Source organism: Aeromonas genomosp. paramedia, assembly GCF_023093515.1.
Lineage (GTDB): Bacteria > Pseudomonadota > Gammaproteobacteria > Enterobacterales > Aeromonadaceae > Aeromonas.
Genome location: NZ_JAAROG010000018.1, coordinates 281,621 through 299,631, shown reverse-complemented (window position 1 = coordinate 299,631; position 18,011 = coordinate 281,621). Strand labels below are relative to the sequence as shown.

Here is an 18,011-nt window from a genome sequence, read left to right as displayed (position 1 = left end):
CGCCGAGCAGGCGCCGCAGAGTATGGCGCCGACATTGGTGAAACAGTTATTGGTGTCTCTACAGATCCCTTGTGACAGCCATGCGTTGCAACAGGCATGCACTCAAACAGCAGATTCAGTCGCCGTCCTCGGGCCCGCACAGTGGCTGAGGCAGGTACTGATCCAGGCCGGATTGAAGAACCTCACCCCGGTGCAATTGCCCTGGCGTCGCCTCGACCAACGCCGATTGCCGGCCTTGGTCTGGACGGGGAGCGAGTGGTTGCTGGTCGAGCGTGATGCCGCCGGCCGCCTGATCTTGATCAACGCCGCCGGAGAGCGCCGTGGCGCCGATGACACCGAGCTACAGGATGCCCTGGTGGTCTGGCTGCGGGCGCCGACCCGCAGAAGCGCCGAGGCCGACAGCCTATTGTCTGGCAACCTGGCGACTCGCCTGGTCTGGCGTGAACTGTTTCGTGAGCGTGGCTGGCTGTGGAAAGTCATGGTGGCCACAGTGCTGGTGAACCTGCTGGCGGTCGGTACCTCCATTTTCGCCATGCAGGTCTACGACCGTGTCGTGCCCACCCTGGCCTATGCGACCCTGACCACATTGGTGACCGGCATGATGTTGATCATCCTGCTGGATTGGTTGCTGAAGATCACCCGGGCCAGGATCCTGGACAGCCTCTCCTGCGCGGTCGACAAGCGCGTCTCGCAGCAGGTCTTCGAGCACTTGCTGCATCTGCGCCTGGATCAGCAGCCACGCAGTCTGGGCACCCTGGCGGCCCAGGTGGGCGGGCTGGATGCCGTACGGCAGTTCTTCAGTGCCGGCGTGGTGTTCGCACTGGTGGACCTGCCCTTTGCCATCCTGTTTCTGGCGTTTATCGCCATCATTGGAGGCGCGGTCGGCTGGGTGTATGCCCTGTTGCTGCCCGTGGCCCTGTTGCTGGGCTATGTTACCCAGTGGCGTCTTCGCGCCCTGCTGGCACAGCAGATGCTGCGCAGCAACGAGCGGCAGGGACTGCTGGTGGACACGATCAGAGGTGCCGAGTCCATTCGCGCCAACAATGCCGGTTGGCGTTTTGCACAGGAGTGGCAGAACGTGACGGCGAGCATCGATGGCTACAGCATCCAGCAGAGAGCCGTCAGCAGTTTTTCCAGCGTGAGCACCGGCAGCCTGTCGACCCTGGCCTATGTCGCCGCCGTGGTCGTGGGGGTGTGGCAGATAGAGGCTGGCCTCTTGACGATGGGGGGGCTGATCGCGTGCAGCATCCTGGGCGGCAGGGTGATTGCACCCATCGCCCAGAGTGTCCAGTACCTTGCACAGTGGCAACACGTCAGGCAGGCGTTGCAGATGGTGCACCAGGTCTTGTCGCTGGCGCGGGATCGTCGTGCTGATCAGCAACTGCTGCTGCCGGATACCCTACCCACAGAGGTGGTGTTGGAGCGCGTGCGTTTCGCCTATCCCGAATCGCCCATCTGTCAGATCGACATCGAGCGCCTGCAGTTCAAATCCGGTGAGCGCGTCTTGCTGGTGGGACCGATCGGCTGCGGCAAGTCGACGCTGCTGAAAGTGCTGGCTGGACTCTATTGCCCCGGCGAGGGCCGTGTCCGCCTGGGGGACGCCGATCTGTGGGAAATCGATCCCCAGCTGGTGGCCAGCCAGGTGGGCTATCTGCCGCAAGCCGTACAGCTGTTCAAGGGCACGCTGCGCAGCAACCTGGCCTTGACCGGCGTGACCAGCGACTCTCGCCTGCTGCAGATCACCCGCGAGCTCGGTATCGACGGGATTGCGGCATCCAGCCCTCAGGGCATGGATCTCGCCATCAGCGAGGGGGGAGAGGGGGTGTCTGGCGGCCAGAGGCAGCTGGTTGCCCTCGCTCGGGTGCTGATCAACCAGCCAAGGGTCTGGCTGCTGGACGAGCCGACCGCGGCCCTCGACGGCGAATCCGAACAGCGTGTCTGGGCGGCCCTGCAAGCGGCGGTGCAACCCGAGGATATCTTGATCGTGGCGACCCACAGGCCCATGGCTGCCGCTCGATTGGCAACCCGGGTCATCGTCATGCAGCAGGGGCAGGTGGTAAAAGACGGCACGCCGGACCGGGTGCTGACACAGATGCTCGCCCGTCCGGTGGCATCCTCACAGATTGGCAAAGGAGGAAGGCTCGATGTGGTCTGATCGTTTCCTGCAAGACGATGACGCGCGTACCCAGGCGCGGATCCGCAAGTTGCAGAACTCTCACCGGGGCCACCAGGGCTGGTTGTTGATGGCCTCACTCGTGACTGTGGTTACCTTTGCCGTGTGGGCCTCATGGTTTCGTATTGACGAAGTCGCCCGCGCCACCGGGGAGGTCATTGCCAGCAGTCGGGTACAGATCATCCAGTCGGTGGATGGTGGTGTACTGGAACAGCTGCTGGTCAAGGAGGGGGACAGGGTCGCTCCCGGTCAGTTGCTCGCCCGTCTGGAGCAGACGAGAGTGGGGGCGTCGGTCGGGGAAGTGGAGGCGCGCCTGTTTGCGCTTGAGGCGAGGGCGACCCGGTTGCGGGCGGAAGTCATCGGCGAACAACGACTCGCCTTCCCGTCGGACCTGCTGGCGCGCTCTCCCGAGACGGCCCGTGTCGAGGAGGCGCTGTTCAAGCAGCGTCAGACCGGTCTTGGCGAAGAGCTGAGGACCATGCGGGTGGCGGTGTCACTGGCCCAGAAGGAGCTGCGTCTGGTGGAGCAACTCTATGCCGATGGTGATGCCAGCGGCTCCGAGCTGCTGCGAGTGCAGCGCGGACTCAACGAGGCCGAGGCCCGACTGGTGAATCGGCGCAACCAGTTTCTTGAAGAGGCCAGGCTGGAGCTGGCCAAGGCGGAGGATGACATAGCGCAAGGCAGGCAGACCCTGACCCTGCGCAAGCAAGAGCAACAGGACAGCATGTTTACCGCCATGGTGCCTGGCATCGTCAAGAATATCCGTGTCACCACTGTGGGCGGGGTGCTCAGGCCTGGGGAGGAGCTGATGCAGATCATCCCGGTCGATGACGACCTGATGATCGAGGCCAAGGTCAGTACCGCCGACATTGCCCGTGTGGTGCCGGGTCTGGAAGCGACAATTCGTTTCGATACCTTCGACTACACCATCTTTGGTGGCGTGAAAGGGGAGGTGGCGTATGTGAGTGCCGACAGCCTCAAGGAAGAGACCAGTCGCGGCATGGATATCTATTATCGCGTACGGATCAAGCCCGCCAGCTACCCCGTGACCTCCACGACGGGCAGAGTAATTGACGTGCTGCCAGGCATGACGGCCCAGGTGGATATCCGCACTGGCGATCGTACCCTGATGGACTATCTGCTCAAGCCCCTGCGCAAGACCCTGAGCGAGTCGTTCGGGGAGCGCTGATCTGCGAGGAGAGGGGTGGCAGAGCGGCTGAATGCACCGGTCTTGAAAACCGGCGATGGGCGACCATCCGTGGGTTCAAATCCCACCTCCTCCGCCATCTATACGGCCCATCTCATTGAATGAGATGGGCTTTTTTGTATCCGCGAGTTTTCATTTTCGCTCCCTTTGTCCACGCCATTCTCTTCTTTTATTTCACTGCGTCGGTGCGGCGGATCTCAGGCCGGGGTTGCAAACACTCCTTGTGCCAAGTAACCCATCAGGATGGCCATTCCTAGGATCACGGTGAGGAATGCCACAACCATAGGGGTTCTGAACATCGACTTGAGCAGGATCACCTCGGTCAGACTGGCCCCCGCACTGCCGATGATGAGTGCCATCACAGCCCCCATACCCATCCCTTTGTCCAGCAATACAGATGCCAGAGGGATCACGGCTTCTGCCCGGATATAGAGTGGAATACCCACGATGGCGCTGAATGGAATGGCTAGCGGGTTGTCAGCCCCGGCGTGGGTGGCTATCCACTCGGCAGGAATAAAGCCATAGATAAATGACCCGACGAGTACCCCCAGCAACAAGTAAGGCAGCACTTCTTTGAATTGTTGCCATACATCGGCACGCGCCTTGGCGAAGGCCGTGGGAATGACTGGGGCCCGAGTCAGTGCCACAGTGCCATCTGCGCAGCAAGAGATAGTTGGCGCGGCCTCAGGTTGGGCTGTACAGCAGGGTGCCTGAGCCTTTAGCGGTGTGACGGACTTGATAGCCTTGCCTGAGCTGCAAGGGGTTGCACTCACGCTGGCAGCTTCACTCGTCGTGGTGCCACAAGCTGTGCCACTGCAGCTTTGCTTGGTCTCTTTGGCACCAATGACATGACGCTCGAACCCCAGCATGTCCAGCAGCATGCTCGCCAGCACCGAGACGCTGGCGGCGATCACGGCATACAACACCGTCACTTTCCAGCCAAAGGTGGCCCACATAAGGCCGACGATGATCGGGTTGAGCAGTGGCGAGACAAACAGGAAGGTCAGGGTTGGCCCAAAACCGGCTTTGGCAGACAAGAGTCCGCGCAGCATCGGAATGGTTGAGCAACTGCAAAAAGGAGTTAATGCCCCCAGTACCGCCGAAATCAAATAGCCTCTGCCTTTTCGTGCCCCCAGCATGGCCTGGATTTTGGCATCGGGGATCTTCTGGCGGATCAGGCTGACTGCGGCACTGATCACCAGGAACAGCGCGGAGAGCTCGACGGCCAGGAATACAAACATCCGAGATGCATCCGTCAGCATGGTTAACCAGTCATTCATCTTCATATCCTCTTTGGTCTTACTATATTTCCAAAATAATCGAAATATATGAGTGGTCAAGATATTTCTGGTATTATCGAAATGTCATCTGTGAAGAGGGTTGGATCATGGAGTTGGAAGATGTCGCCAAGTCATTGAAAGAGTTGGGTCATCCGACTCGCTTGTTCATTTTCAAGCACCTGGTCAAGGCCGGGGAGCAAGGCCTGCCCGTGGGAGACTTGCAAAAGCAGCTGGCCATTCCCGCCTCGACCCTGAGCCATCATATTGCGGCCCTGGTCTCTGTCGGCCTGGTCAAGCAGAACCGGGAGAGCCGTACCCTGTTGTGCGTCTCTCAATATGAGGTGCTGGAAGAGATCATCGCGTTTTTCCGCGAGGAGTGCTGTGTGAACGACAAGAGGGATTGACGGGATCGACAATGAGTTGTGGTCATGTTGATCATTTCAATGTTTCTTGTATAGTTGAATCCATGAAATGAATTAAGGGAAAGTCCCATGAACAAAGAGATAGCCACCAAGGTATTCGAGTCCCTCGCATCCGGCATTCGCCTCGATGTGTGGCGCCTGCTGGTCAAGGCGGGGCTGGAGGGTCAGGTCGCCGGCCAGCTGGCCAGCGAGCTCGACATAGCTCCCAACACCCTGTCGTTTCACCTCAAGGCCATGCTGCACGCGGGCCTGCTCTCGGTGGAGCAGGAGGGGCGTTTCTTGCGCTATCGCGCCAACATTCCCCTGATGCTCGACTTGATCGGTTATCTCACCGAGGAGTGCTGCGCCGGTCATCCGGAGGCCTGCGGTCTGGCAGAGATCCATCCCCTGGGCGCCAATGGTCAGCCGCGTTCGCCCTGTTGCGACGAGTCGTGCTGACGCCCGCCCGGCATCGCCGCATGCCGAGCCCCACATTCCCCCTCCCATCCTGACGAGACATGGAGCCACTGCTTATCATGCACCCCTTTGACATCCTGAACCTGGATAATGGCGCCCGCCTTGTCTTCACCCCCTGTCCCGGCACCAGGGAGGCTTCCTTGCAAGCGTCCCTCAAGACCCTGAAAGAAGCAGGGGCAGAGGCTGTGGTCACCATGATGCCCGATGCCGAGCTGACGAAGTTCAAGGCCGATGCCTTGCCAGCCGAGTGCAATGCACTGGGGCTGGCCTGGTTCCAGCTACCGGTGGAGGACGATTGCGCCCCCGAGGCGCCGTTCGCCGAAACCTTTGCCAACCACAAGGTGGATCTGTTGGCGCGTCTGGCGGCAGGTCAGACCCTGGCCATCCATTGCCGTGGCGGTTCGGGACGTACCGGGCTGATGGCAGCCATCCTGCTGCTGGAGGCTGGCTATGCCCCGACACAGGTCAAGTCGCTGGTACAAGGGCTGCGCCCCAAGGCGCTGACATTGGCAGCGCACGTCAACTACCTCAACAACCACCATGCATTCGCCGGTTAAGGAAAACAACATGACTATCAAAGTGGGTATCAACGGGTTTGGCCGCATGGGCCGTCTCTCATTTCGCGCCGCCTTCGATTGGGCTGATGTGGAGTTTGTACGCATCAATGACCCGGCTGGTGATGCCGCTTCGCTGGCACACCTCATCACCTTCGATTCGGTCCATGGCCGTTGGCACCATGAAGCCAGCAGCGAGGGAGACGAGATGGTGATCGGTAACCATCGTATCCTCTGCACTCGCAACAAAGAGATCGGCCAGACAGACTGGTCCGGTTGTGATGTAGTGATCGAGGCCTCCGGCAAGATGAAAACCAAGGCCCTGCTGGGTGCCTATCTGGAGCAAGGGGTGAAGCGCGTCGTGGTCACCGCACCAGTGAAGGAAGAGGGGGTCCTCAATGTCGTCATGGGGGTCAACCACCACCTCTACGACAAGGAGCAGCACCCCATAGTGACGGCGGCCTCCTGTACCACCAACTGTCTGGCGCCCGTGGTGAAGGTGATCCACGAGCAGCTCGGCATCAAGCACGGTTCCATGACCACCATTCATGACATCACCAACACCCAGACCATCCTGGATGCCCCCCATGCGGATCTGCGCCGTGCCCGCGCCTGCGGCCTGAGCCTGATCCCCACCACCACGGGGTCTGCCACCGCCATCACCCACATCTTCCCCGAGCTCAAGGGCAAGCTGAACGGTCACGCGGTACGGGTGCCGCTGGCCAACGCCTCCCTCACAGACTGCGTGTTCGAGGTGAACCGTCCCACCACCGAAGCCGAGGTCAATGGCTTGCTCAAGGCGGCAGCCATGAGTGAGCTCAAGGGGATCATGGGCTATGAAGAACGCCCGCTGGTGTCGGTGGATTACAAGACGGATCCGCGCTCCTGCACCATAGATGCGCTCTCCACCATGGTGGTCAATGACACTCAGGTGAAGATCTACGCCTGGTATGACAACGAGTGGGGCTATGCCAACCGCACCGCCGAGCTGATGCGCATGGTCGGTCAAATGGACAAGGCGCAAGGATAACCCGCCATGGCACTGACCCGACTCTCCCCCGAGATCCGCCAGTATTTGCTGGTGACAGGCAACTACTGGGCTTTTACCCTGACCGATGGCGCGTTGCGCATGTTGGTGGTGCTCTACTTCCATGGGCTCGGTTACAGCCCACTGGCCATCGCCTCCCTGTTTCTCTTCTACGAGATCTTTGGGGTGGTGACCAATCTGGTGGGGGGCTGGCTCGGGGCTCGCCTCGGGCTCAACCGCACCATGAACATCGGCCTAGCCCTCCAGGTGCTGGCGCTGGGCATGTTGCTGGTGCCACCGCTCTGGCTGACAGTGCCTTGGGTGATGGCGGCGCAGGCGCTCTCGGGAGTGGCCAAAGACCTCAACAAGATGAGTGCCAAAAGCTCCATCAAGTTGCTGGTGCCGGGAGAGGCACAGGGTCAGCTCTACCAGTGGGTAGCACTCTTGACCGGCTCGAAGAATGCCCTGAAAGGGATGGGCTTTTTCCTTGGTGGCGCCCTGTTGACCCTGCTCGGGTTTCAGGGGGCCGTGCTGGTCATGGCACTGGCGTTGGCGCTGGTGTGGTGCATCAGCATGCTGACCCTGAAACGGGATCTCGGCAAAGCCAAGAACAAGCCCAAGTTCAGCGAGATCTTCTCCAAGAGCCGCGCCGTCAATTACCTCTCGGCGGCCCGTCTGTTCCTGTTCGGTGCCCGCGATGTCTGGTTTGTGGTGGCGCTGCCTGTCTACCTCGCCTCCAGCTTTGGTTGGGATCACTGGTATGTGGGGGGCTTCCTGGCGCTCTGGATCATCGCTTACGGTGTGGTTCAGACCCAGGCCCCCCGCTTTACCGGCAAGCGAGAGGGTCGGGTACCCGATGGCAAGGCCGCCATGGGCTGGGCTCTGGTGCTGGCCCTGATCCCGGCCCTGATTGCCCTGTCGCTCCACTATGAGGTGCATCCGGCCATCAGCCTGGTAGGTGGCTTGATGGTGTTCGGTGCCCTGTTTGCCATCAACTCCTCCCTGCACAGCTACCTCATCGTCAGCTACGCCGGCTCTGACGGAGTCTCGCTGGATGTGGGCTTCTATTACATGGCTAATGCCCTGGGGCGCCTGCTCGGCACCCTGCTCTCCGGTCTGGTGTTCCAGCTCTACGGTCTTGAGGCCTGCCTCTGGATCTCCACCGGCTTTATCCTGTTGGCGGCGTTGATTTCAATCGGTTTGCCCCGCCAGCAGCCGCCCGTTTCATCCTCTCAGGGAGTCTCTTGATGAGTACCAATGCCTGCTGCGATCTGCCCGTCAGCAAAAAAATGCGTTTTCTCGACCGCAATCTCACCCTCTGGATCTTTGTCGCCATGGCCATAGGGGTGGGGATCGGTTATCTCTTCCCTCAGGTGGCCCAGTGGAACGAGGCCATGTCGGTCGGCACCACCAATGTGCCGCTCGCCATCGGCCTCATCCTGATGATGTATCCGCCGCTCGCCAAGGTGAACTACACCACCATGGGCACCATGACCCGTGACCGTCAGGCAATCACCTTGTCGCTTGTGATGAACTGGTTGGTTGGCCCTATCCTGATGTTTGTCATCGCCCTGGTGTTTTTGCATGATCAGCCTGGCTACATGGTGGGTCTCATTCTGATCGGCCTGGCGCGTTGCATCGCCATGGTGCTGGTGTGGAACGATCTCGGCGGTGGCAGCAAGGAGTACGGTGCTGGCCTGGTGGCCCTCAACAGCGCGTTCCAGATCCTCACCTACAGCTTCATGGCCTGGCTGTTTATCACAGTGCTGCCGCCCCTGTTTGGTTTGCAGGGCTTCGCAGTGGATATCACCATGCTGGATATCGCCGAAAGCGTGCTGATCTATCTCGGCATTCCCTTCCTGGCAGGCTTCCTGAGCCGTCACTATCTGGTCAAGGCGAAAGGGGAGAAGTGGTACAGCGAGCGCTTCATTCCGGCCATCTCCCCCATCACGTTGATCGCCCTCTTGGCCACAATCGTGCTGATGTTCAGCCTCAAGGGGGAGATGATCGTCGAGCTGCCCATGGATGTGCTGCGGGTCGCCTTGCCCCTGGTGGTCTATTTCGTGCTCATGTTCTTCACCAGCTTTCTGGTGGGCAAGAAGCTGGGCATTCCCTATGACAAGAACGCCTCCATCGCCTTTACCGCCACCGGCAACAACTTCGAGCTGGCCATTGCGGTCTCCATCGCCGTGTTTGGCTTGAGTTCGGATCAGGCCTTCGCCGGCGTCATAGGCCCGCTGGTGGAAGTGCCCGTGCTGATCGCCCTGGTCAATGTGGCCCTGCGCATGAAGCGCAACTATGGCAACGCCGAGGTTTGAGCATGTATGGCGGCCCCTTGGGCACCATCTGCCACAACCCGGCGTGCGGCACTTGGCGCAACTCGCTGGCGCCGATCTGCAACTCCGGGTGTGAGGCCGCCGTCATTCATTGTCTGGAATTACAGCCGAGCCGCGAGACTCTTGGGCTCTCATTGCCGATATGGGTCAGGGGCAACCCACGGGCCGATAAGAACAGGGAGTCAGGACGGCATCAGGGTCAGGCCAAAGCGCAAATCAGGCGTAGGGGAGCATGCTGGCAGCCAGGGGGTGGCAGGAAAGTGCAAGGTTTTTTCCGTGTATCTACACCGGAAAACAAGAAGGCCCCCTGCAACGCATGGGGCCTTCTTGTTTATCCAGCGCAGGCTTATGGCAGCACCATGGGGCCTGCGACCGCGCGGGCGGCCTCGTCACCACGCAGCACCCGTACTATCTCGAGGGCAAACTCGATGGCGCTGCCGGGGCCCTGGCTGGTGATGAGGCGATGGGCATCATCCCGTACCACTCGGGCAGTGCTCAGTTGCGCGGCGGGCAGGCGGGCCTGAAAGCCTGGGTGGCAGGTGGCGCTGGCATCGCCAAGCAAGCCGTGATGGTGCAGCACCACGGCGGGGGCGGCGCAGATGGCCGCACGCCAGCGGCCGAGGTCAGCCTGTTCCCTCAGCAGGTCGATGGCGAGGGGGGTGTCGCGGATCACTTCGCTGCCGGGCAGACCGCCCGGCACGACCATGGCTTCGAAGTCGCGGCTGGTCAGCTCGTCGAGATGGCAATCGGCCACCAGCTGCACCCCGCGGGAGGCGCGGATCTGGCGCTGCCCCGCCGGGCAGCAGGAGGCCAGCACTACCTCTATGCCGCCGCGCACCAGGGTGTCGACGATGGCGACCGTCTCTATCTCCTCCGACCCAGGGGCTACCAGTACCAGTATGCTCATCCTGCACTCCTCCATCGCCCGCGATCCCGGGCTCAGCGCTTCTCTTTGACGGCCTGATAGAGGCCCTGATTGACCGGCACCGCGATGCCGTGGGCGGCGGCCTTGCCGAGCAGGAAGCCGGTGATGGACTCGATCTCGGTCTCACGCCCCTGCTCCATGTCCTGATACATGGAAGAGTAATTGTCGGCGGTGAGTTCCACCACAGTCATCACCCGGCGTAGCAGCTCGTCGCTGCCGGTGGGCTGGCCTTCGGCCTGCATCACGTCGGCGACTTCCACGCAGATCTGTTGCAGCACATCGGCGAAACGGGGGCCGGCCAGCTCGCCATTCTTGAGCTTGTAAAGCGCCGTGAGCGGATTGATGGCGCAGTTGATGGCGAGTTTCTGCCACTGGCGGGTCAGGATCTGCTCATCCCAGCCGGCTTGACCGAGGGCGCGAGCGAGTTCATCCGCCAGGTGGGCATGGGCTTTGGCCGCGTCGTTGACCGGGCCCAGCCAGGTCTCGCCTTTGCCGGTATGGCGGAACACGAAGTGGCCATTTTGCATGGCGCCGTGGCTGGTGACACCGGCAATGACGGGGTTGTGTGGAAACAGCTGCACCACCTGTTCGGCTATGCCCATGCCATTGTGCAGCAGCACTATGGGAACCCCTGCCGCCAGCTTGCCTGCCAGGGGCGTCAGGGCCGACACCACTTGACCCGCCTTGGTCATCACCAGCAGTCGCTGGATGGGGCCGGGCTTGTCGATGAAACCCCGCTCGATGGCGAGCAGCTGGGTGTGACCCTCGAGGGAGGTGAAATCGATGCCGGGATGCAGGGTGGCGCGGTGCCGCTCGCTCAGCAGCACACGGGTCGGCTGGCCACTTTGGGTCAGCAAGGAGGCGAAGACGCCGCCCAGGGCACCACAGCCCAGCAAGGACCAGTGAGGTGAGGAGGGGTGTCGGCTGTTTTTCAGGTTGTTGTCGCGTAATCCGCTTGGCATGGAGAGGCTCAATCAGGGTAGTGGCTGCGTTCCGAACAACCCGCTACCGGGGATAAGTGAAGATGTCGCTAGGCGGACACTAACGGGTCTCGCCATTCCTGTGCGCAGGGGATTCTAGCAGAGCAATCCCATTGAAATCAGCAAATTTGCCGGTTTTCTGGTAGATTTGCCCCTTTGTCAGCACAACCTGAAGTACAGCATGAGGAGCCCGGCTATGCCGTCATTCGATATTGTCTCTGAAGTCAAAATGAACGAGGTGTTGAACGCCGTCGATAACGCCAATCGTGAACTGGCGACCCGTTTCGATTTTCGTGGTGTGGAAGCCAGCTTCGAATTGAACAAGGAAGAGGTGAAGCTGGAAGCCGATGCGGATTTCCAGCTCAAGCAGATGGTCGAGATCCTGCGCGGCGCCCTGCTCAAGCGCCAGATCGAGAACAGCTCCATGGAAGTGGGCGACAGCGTTCACTCCGGCAAGCGTTTCCACCTGACGGTGAAATTCAAGCAGGGGATCGAGAAAGAGATCGCCAAGAAGCTGGTGAAGCTGATCAAGGATTCCAAGATCAAGGTGCAGGTTGCCATCCAGGGTGACGAGGTGCGCGTCACCGGCAAGAAGCGTGACGATCTGCAGGAGACCATGGCACTGGTGCGTGGCGCCGAGCTGGGTCAGCCGATGCAGTTCCAGAACTTCCGCGATTGATGATGAAGGGGGAGGGCCTTGGTCACTCCCCTCATCGACGAAGCGCCATAAAAAAACCGGAGCAGCTGCTCCGGTTTTTTGTGTCCGTGTGACGAGTTCGATTAGAACTTGTAGGTCACGGAGAAGTAGTGGCTGAAGCCAGAGCTCTTCCAAGGAGTACCATCGTAGGCAGTGGAGCCATCTTTGGTGCCGTAGGCATCCATGAAGTACTTCAGACCGTAACCGACGGCGTAGCGGTCAGAGTGCCAGTAGATGCCATGGAAGGTAGCCAGGTTATCGCTGGTACGGTCAGCACGGTCGTGAGTATCCAGGTCGAAGGCGTAGTCCAGGTAGCCCTGGTAGGAGACGAAGCTGCCGTTGCCGAAGGTGTAGAAAGGCTTGAACCAGTTCATGGCGAACCAGTAACCGTTCCAGTCACCTTCTTCTTCGGTGAAGAACTGGTTTTCAGTGGCATGACGGGCATACAGGTTCATGCCAACTTTGCCGAACCAAGGCACTTGCACATCAGCACCCAGACCGATCATGTTTTCCATCTGGTTGTCGCCGATGTTGTTCAGGGAGGCTATGTAAACCTCTTGCACCGGACCAAAGGAGAGATCTTTACCAGTCAGCGCATCCAGAGACATACGCGGCGCAAACTTCATGAACAGGTTCTGACCTTTGTGCTTGTCGCTGTGACGGGAGTCAAAGATATCGAAGACGTCGACGTAGCCGTACAGGTCAAACAGACCGGAGCGACCACCGAACTCCATTTCGAAGTAGGTGTCGTTGTAATCTTCAGCACCAGCAGTGAAAGGACGTTGGTCGATGGTGTGCATCACGTTGAATTGCATCCACTTGTAGTCGTTCTTGTGGATGTCGCCGCTGTAATCGGCAGCAAAGGCCGGAGTGGCGGATGCAGCCAGCAGACCGGCAGCGATCAGAGTCTTGGTAAATTTGGCCATTTTATTGGTCTCTTGTGCGTTAGTTGAGGTTTTCCGTAGCCTGCCCACAAGGAGCGGAAGGGATTCTAGCCAAATAAATTCAACGGATAAACAAGAGCCAGGGAACTTTGTCCGGTTTTGTGAATCTAATCACCCCCAAAATGGCGCAAACGCTTGCTATTTGTCCGCTTGTGGTAACAAAGCATCGCCTCGTTTGGCAACCATGATGATCAGTATCATCACCGGGATGCCGAGCAGACTGGTGCCGACGAAGAAGCTGCTGTAGCCGATCTGCTCGACCACCTGACCGGAAAAACCCGCCAGCAGCTTGGGCATCAGCAACATGATGGAGCTGAACAGAGCGTACTGGGTCGCCGAGAAGGCGACGTTGGTCAGGCTCGACAGATAGGTCACGAAGGCCGCCGTCGCAATGCCGGCGCTGAGGTTGTCCAGGGAGATGATCAGGGTCAGCAGCTCCAGATCGTGGCCCACTTCGTTGAGCAGGGCGAACAGCAGATTGGTGCTGGCGGTGAGCAGGGCGCCGAGAAACAGGATGCGCAGGGTGCCGAAGCGCATCACCAGCACGCCCCCCAGGGCCGCCCCCACCAGCGTCATGATGACGCCATACACCTTGGTGATGGTGGCCACCTCCGTCTTGCTGAACTGCAGATCCACATAGAAGCTGTTGGACATCACCCCCATCACCACATCCGAGATGCGATAGCAGGCGATGAGCCCCAGGATCAACAGGGCCGAGCCGCCGTAGCGGCGGAAGAAATCGGCAAAGGGGCACCAGATGGCTTCATAGGTCCAGGCGCCCAGCCCGGCCAGGGTCCTGGGCCAGCCCCGCTCGAGCAGCAGCGCCTTGCGTTCCATATGTTGCTCGTTCTGGCGATGGAGGTCGATATCCGGCTCGTGGCTGAGCAGTGTGGTGAAGATGCCGAGGGACATCAGCCCCGCCATCAGCAGGTAGGTGAGCTGCCAGCCGCGGTAGTCGTAGCTGTCGTTGCTGCCAAGCCAGGCCGCCAGAGCCAGCGCCCCCGCTCCCGCCATGATCATGGCGAGCCGGTAACCCGTCATGTAGGAGGCCGCCATGGCCGCCTGCAGGCGCTCGGGGGCCGACTCGATGCGGTAGGCATCGATGACGATATCCTGGGTCGCGGAGCAAAACGCCACCAGCAGGGCGAACAAGGCGAGCTGGGCGAGCTGGGTCTTGGGATCGCAATAGGCCATGCCCACCAGGGAGAGGGCGATCAGCACCTGGGAGAGCAGCATCCAGCTGCGGCGCCGTCCCAGCAGCCGGGAGAGCAGCGGCAGCGGCAGTCGATCCACCAGGGGGGACCACAGCCACTTGAAGCCATAGGCCAGCGCCACCCAGCTCATGTAGCCGATGTCGGTCAGGCTGACATCGGCTTCGCGCAACCAGAAGGAGAGGGTGCCGAAGACCAGCAGCAAGGGCAGGCCGGAGGAGAAGCCCATGGCAAACAGAGTGAGTACCCGCGCTTCCAGATAGACGGCGAGGGCGTCTCGCCAGCTTGTGGCGCGGTCCGGGGTATGGCTGGGCGGGCGGAGATTGTTCAACTGCCTGACTCCTCAGAGAAAAGGGGGTCATTTTGTCAGGTTCGAGGGGGATAGCCAAGGCAAGCCGAACGGGGCGGCCCGGGATTCAGGGTCGTGAGCCGATGCAGTGGCGCGGACAGGGCCCCTCGGCCACGAGGAAGGTGGCGCAGGCCATCAGTTGCTGACGCAGCCAGGTGTCTGTGACGAGCTGATGCTCGTCCCACAGGTGCAGGCTGTGGAGCAGGTGCCAGAACACCCCCTCCTGCTCGGTGGCGGGTTCTTTGTCCATGGGAATGACGGGAAGTGCCTGCCAGCGGGAGAGGAGTTGCCAGCTCAGATCCTCGAGCTGCCGATAGGGGATTTCCCGTGCCAGGAAGTGACGAACCGCCTGAGCCAGCTCAATGGCGTGTTGGGCAATGTAGTCGTGACAAGTCACCGGAACCTCCTCTCTCTGCCTGGCCATGTCCCGCACACACAGGACAAGGCCAGAGTATAGAAAGGGGCGCCGGTGACCCGGGCCAGGTGGTGACGGAATGTGATCCGCCCCCCGTTATTTGTCCGCCAGCAGCACCACTTTTTTCAGGATGATGGGGCTGGTCGGCACGTCATTGGCGCGCAGTATGGAGCTGTAGCCGGTCTGGACCTGAGCCAGCTTGTCCAGCACCTCCATCCCCTGCACTACCTGGCCGAACACCGTATAACCGGCGCCGGCATTGGCATTGAGGTTGTCGTTGTCCACCAGGTTGAAGTAGAACTGACGGGTGGCGCTGTCGACCGCCTGGGTGCGGGCCATGGCGATGCTGCCACGCTTGTTGGGCAGGCCGCCCCTGGACTCGTTGACCACGGGGTCGAAGGTCGGCAGTGGCTGGAACTGCTGATTGTAGCCCCCGCCCTGCACCACGAAGTTCTGGATCACCCGGTGGAACAGGCTGCCGTCATAGCTGCCATCCGCCACGTAGCGCAGGAAGTTCTTCACCGTCTGCGGTGCCTGCTTGGGGGCCAGCTCCACCACTATGTTGCCGTGGTTGGTCTCCATCTGGACTTTTTGTCCGGCGAACGCCAGGGGGGCGATCAGGGTGGCCAGTAACCAGAGTTTCTTCATTTATATGCTCCTTGCTCAGCTCGGCTGGCCTTTGAGATAACCGCGCAGTGCCTCGTCGGCCATGATCTGTTGCAGCACGCTACCCAGCTGCTGGTTCAGGGTGGACTCCAGATCGGCCATGGTCGGCTCACCCGGTTCTTCCTTGCTGGAAGACATGTTGAACTGCTTGGTCAGCCTGTTGCCCTGGAAGTCGGCGATCACCTGCAGGCTGACCTTGGACTTGGTGACATAGGTGAAAGTCTTCTCTTCCACGGTGACGGCGGCAGTGGAGATGGCCAGGGTCAGGTTGGTGGTGCCGCTGTTGCCCACTTCGAGGCCCTGGCTGCGCAACCCTTCCGCCAGTTTTTCCGCCAGCAGGTTGTTGAGGGGCTGGCTGCTGTTGACCAGCACGGGAGCCTTCTCTTTCTTCTTGATGGAGAAGACATAGGCGGCCTCGCGCTTGTCCACCCCTTCCATGGTGATGCGGTTGCCAGAGTAGTACTGCTGGTTGGAGGGGATGACTTGCGGATTGAGCAGCGCCGTCTCCGGCCAGTGGGTGGCACAACCACCCAGTATCAGGGCGGCCAGCAGCAAGAGTGACTTTTTCATCATGGTTTTCCTTTGGCGTTTGATGGCTTTCAGCGTTTGATGGCTTTCAAAATAACGAATTTGCTGTTCGACGCAACGACTTGTGCGTTGGCAAACAAGCGCTTGAGTTTGTTGTGATAGTCCAGATGACGGTTGCCTACTATCCAGAGTTCACCCCCCTGAGGCAACACCCGGTGTGCGTCGGTGAACATCTGCCAGGCGATGTGATCGGTGATCGCCTGCAGCTGATGGAAGGGGGGATTGCAGAGGATCCTGTCCGCCGCTCCGACCGCCACGCCGTCGAGACAGTTGTTGACCATGAAGTGGGCCCGCGGCAGGGCAGCCGGCAGGTTGTGCTCGACGTTGAGGCGCGCCGAGGCGACCGCCATGTGGGATTCGTCGATGAAGGTCACCTCCACCTCGCTGTCTTTTGCCAGCAGCGAGAGACCCAGCACCCCGTTGCCGCAGCCAAGGTCTATCACCTTGCGCGCGCTGTGGATCGGCAAATTGTCCAGCATGAAGCGGGCGCCTATATCCAGGCTGGTGCGCGAAAACACGTTGGCATGGTTGTGGATGAGCATGTCGGTGCCCTCCAGCGGCCAGACGGTCGGGAAGGGGTTGGTCAGGGCAGGGCGCTCGGCCTGCGGCTCGCAGTGAATGAGGCGCGCCTTCTTCCAGGCGAGCGAGGTGCGGGTCTGGCCCAGATACTTCTCGAACAGCTTGAGGGTGGAGCTGTGGATGTCCTTGGCCTTGCCGGCGGCCAGGATGCGGGTGGCCGGGGTGACCACCTCGCGCAGGGCCAGCAGTTGCTGCTCCAGCAGCGCCTGATACTTGGAGACCTTGATCACCACCAGCGCAGGGGCATCGGGCAGCGGGGCCAGGGCGTCCAGCAGGGTGATCTGTGCGGGATCCAGCCCGTTCTCCGCCAGATTGGCCAGGGTGGCCCGCTCGCTGATATGGGAGTCGCTCACGCAGACCGGACCATGGCCGTGCAGATAGGCGGCCAGGGCGCCGAAGCCGTCGTTCATGATGATGACGGGGCCGGCCTGTTCAAGAGGGGACTCCGCCAATGCGTTGATCAGGTACTCGTCCGCCGCATCCCAGGCCTGCAGGGGATCCTGGCTCTGCCGTGGGTAGCGATACAGGGTCAGACGACAATGGGCAGTGTCGAGCAGGGTTTGCATAAGAATGAGTCCAACGTGTTGCTGATAGATGACGCCCGCCCGCACCGTGTTGCCCGGCAGGCAGGGAAAGTGGCGCTATTCTAGCGGCGACGGAGAATTTCACCAGCCCGCAGCAAGGAGGTGCCCGGCCTCTTTCTATTTACAGCGGGCCTGATGCATCCGGTAGGCAACCCTGGCTACAATGGCCGGATATCCAACGAGGGAGTCTTGCCCGTGAGCATGCAACAACAGATAGAGGCCAAACTGGCCGCCGCCTTGTCCCCCAGTCATCTGGAAGTGATCAACGAGAGCTACATGCACAGGGTGGAGCCGGGATCCGAGAGCCACTTCAAGGTCATAGTGGTGAGCCAGGCCTTCGAGGGGCAGCGCCTGCTGGGGCGCCATCGTCAGGTCAACGGCGTGCTGGCAGAGGAGCTGGCAGGGGCTATCCATGCGCTGGCGCTGCATACCTATACCGAGGCGGAGTGGCAGGCCCGGGAGCAGGCCCCCAAGACCCCGGGCTGTGTCAGCAAGTCCCCTTTTGCCTGAGCCTTTGACCTTTTCATTACCCGATTGTCGACCAATTAACAAAACCATCACGACAGGGCCGGGGCGCCAGCCGCCGGCCCTGTGTGCGTTGGATCAGGGTAATGATTA

The 18,011-nt window shown here is 60.7% G+C and carries 19 protein-coding genes; 10 read left to right on the top strand and 9 right to left on the bottom strand.

All coding sequences use genetic code 11. The features are described 5' to 3' along the window. Window positions 1–172 precede the first annotated feature (172 nt). Together HB860_RS14500 and HB860_RS14495 are read left to right on the top strand one after the other, a co-directional pair. Complete coding sequence (locus tag HB860_RS14500) at window positions 173–2,155, top strand: ATP-binding cassette domain-containing protein (protein WP_247627094.1); 1,983 nt, start codon at window positions 173–175, stop codon at window positions 2,153–2,155. Then, window positions 2,145–3,362, top strand: a complete 1,218-nt coding sequence (locus HB860_RS14495) for an HlyD family efflux transporter periplasmic adaptor subunit (RefSeq protein ID WP_139434217.1) — start codon at window positions 2,145–2,147, stop codon at window positions 3,360–3,362. Before HB860_RS14500 ends, HB860_RS14495 begins: the two co-directional genes overlap by 11 nt. Before the next feature lie 215 nt (window positions 3,363–3,577). Here the strand turns inward: HB860_RS14495 and HB860_RS14490 are convergent, their stop codons facing one another. Then, entirely contained in the window at window positions 3,578–4,660 is a 1,083-nt protein-coding gene (locus HB860_RS14490; RefSeq protein ID WP_247627093.1) for a permease, read from the bottom strand. Window positions 4,661–4,767: 107 nt separating this feature from the next. Between HB860_RS14490 and HB860_RS14485 the strand changes: the two genes are divergently transcribed. The 6 genes from HB860_RS14485 to arsB all read left to right on the top strand — a co-directional run bounded on the left by HB860_RS14485 (window position 4,768) and on the right by arsB (window position 9,437). After that, window positions 4,768–5,064, top strand: coding sequence for an ArsR/SmtB family transcription factor (locus HB860_RS14485; protein WP_247627092.1), 297 nt, complete (start codon window positions 4,768–4,770; stop codon window positions 5,062–5,064). Between the two features lie 87 nt (window positions 5,065–5,151). After that, entirely contained in the window at window positions 5,152–5,520 is a 369-nt protein-coding gene (locus tag HB860_RS14480) for an ArsR/SmtB family transcription factor (RefSeq protein ID WP_247627091.1), read from the top strand. Window positions 5,521–5,597: 77 nt separating this feature from the next. Next, entirely contained in the window at window positions 5,598–6,095 is a 498-nt protein-coding gene (locus HB860_RS14475; RefSeq protein WP_247627090.1) for a tyrosine-protein phosphatase, read from the top strand. Window positions 6,096–6,105: 10 nt separating this feature from the next. Further along, window positions 6,106–7,122: an ArsJ-associated glyceraldehyde-3-phosphate dehydrogenase gene (locus tag HB860_RS14470; protein ID WP_247627089.1), complete on the top strand. Its 1,017-nt coding sequence runs from the start codon at window positions 6,106–6,108 to the stop codon at window positions 7,120–7,122. Between the two features lie 6 nt (window positions 7,123–7,128). Further along, window positions 7,129–8,367, top strand: coding sequence for an organoarsenical effux MFS transporter ArsJ (gene arsJ / locus HB860_RS14465; RefSeq protein ID WP_247627088.1), 1,239 nt, complete (start codon window positions 7,129–7,131; stop codon window positions 8,365–8,367). Next, window positions 8,367–9,437 (top strand): ACR3 family arsenite efflux transporter, encoded by a 1,071-nt coding sequence (gene arsB / locus HB860_RS14460; RefSeq protein WP_247627087.1) that lies wholly within the window; start codon window positions 8,367–8,369, stop codon window positions 9,435–9,437. The genes arsJ and arsB overlap by 1 nt, the downstream gene beginning before the upstream one ends. 364 nt (window positions 9,438–9,801) lie before the next feature. Here the strand turns inward: arsB and HB860_RS14450 are convergent, their stop codons facing one another. Together HB860_RS14450 and HB860_RS14445 are read right to left on the bottom strand one after the other, a co-directional pair. Beyond that, window positions 9,802–10,362 carry a DJ-1 family glyoxalase III gene (locus HB860_RS14450; protein WP_247627086.1) on the bottom strand — a complete coding sequence of 187 codons (561 nt, stop codon included), beginning with the start codon at window positions 10,360–10,362 and terminating at the stop codon, window positions 9,802–9,804. A gap of 32 nt (window positions 10,363–10,394) precedes the next feature. Further along, on the bottom strand, window positions 10,395–11,342 hold the full coding sequence (locus tag HB860_RS14445; protein WP_247627085.1) for a ketopantoate reductase family protein: 948 nt from the start codon (window positions 11,340–11,342) through the stop codon (window positions 10,395–10,397). A 214-nt stretch (window positions 11,343–11,556) separates the two neighbouring features. On the opposite strand from HB860_RS14445, the gene HB860_RS14440 reads away from it, so the two are divergent. Next, window positions 11,557–12,039, top strand: a complete 483-nt coding sequence (locus HB860_RS14440; RefSeq protein ID WP_139436622.1) for a YajQ family cyclic di-GMP-binding protein — start codon at window positions 11,557–11,559, stop codon at window positions 12,037–12,039. 101 nt (window positions 12,040–12,140) lie between these two features. Here HB860_RS14440 and HB860_RS14435 read toward each other — a convergent pair whose 3' ends face one another. From HB860_RS14435 to HB860_RS14410, 6 genes are all read right to left on the bottom strand, one after another. After that, window positions 12,141–12,983: an outer membrane protein OmpK gene (locus HB860_RS14435; protein WP_247627084.1), complete on the bottom strand. Its 843-nt coding sequence runs from the start codon at window positions 12,981–12,983 to the stop codon at window positions 12,141–12,143. A 156-nt stretch (window positions 12,984–13,139) separates the two neighbouring features. Continuing rightward, window positions 13,140–14,543, bottom strand: a complete 1,404-nt coding sequence (locus HB860_RS14430; protein ID WP_432612682.1) for an AmpG family muropeptide MFS transporter — start codon at window positions 14,541–14,543, stop codon at window positions 13,140–13,142. A gap of 85 nt (window positions 14,544–14,628) precedes the next feature. After that, window positions 14,629–14,958: a hypothetical protein gene (locus HB860_RS14425; protein WP_247627083.1), complete on the bottom strand. Its 330-nt coding sequence runs from the start codon at window positions 14,956–14,958 to the stop codon at window positions 14,629–14,631. 114 nt (window positions 14,959–15,072) lie between these two features. Further along, window positions 15,073–15,624 (bottom strand): peptidylprolyl isomerase, encoded by a 552-nt coding sequence (locus HB860_RS14420; RefSeq protein WP_106886050.1) that lies wholly within the window; start codon window positions 15,622–15,624, stop codon window positions 15,073–15,075. A 15-nt stretch (window positions 15,625–15,639) separates the two neighbouring features. Continuing rightward, entirely contained in the window at window positions 15,640–16,212 is a 573-nt protein-coding gene (locus HB860_RS14415) for a YajG family lipoprotein (RefSeq protein ID WP_139436616.1), read from the bottom strand. Between the two features lie 29 nt (window positions 16,213–16,241). Continuing rightward, a complete protein-coding gene (locus HB860_RS14410; protein WP_247627082.1) occupies window positions 16,242–17,375 on the bottom strand; it encodes a methyltransferase in 1,134 nt (377 codons plus the stop codon). A gap of 219 nt (window positions 17,376–17,594) precedes the next feature. Here HB860_RS14410 and HB860_RS14405 point away from each other — a divergent pair, with 219 nt between their 5' ends. Then, window positions 17,595–17,903, top strand: coding sequence for a BolA family protein (locus HB860_RS14405; RefSeq protein ID WP_041204526.1), 309 nt, complete (start codon window positions 17,595–17,597; stop codon window positions 17,901–17,903). Window positions 17,904–18,011: the final 108 nt, after the last annotated feature.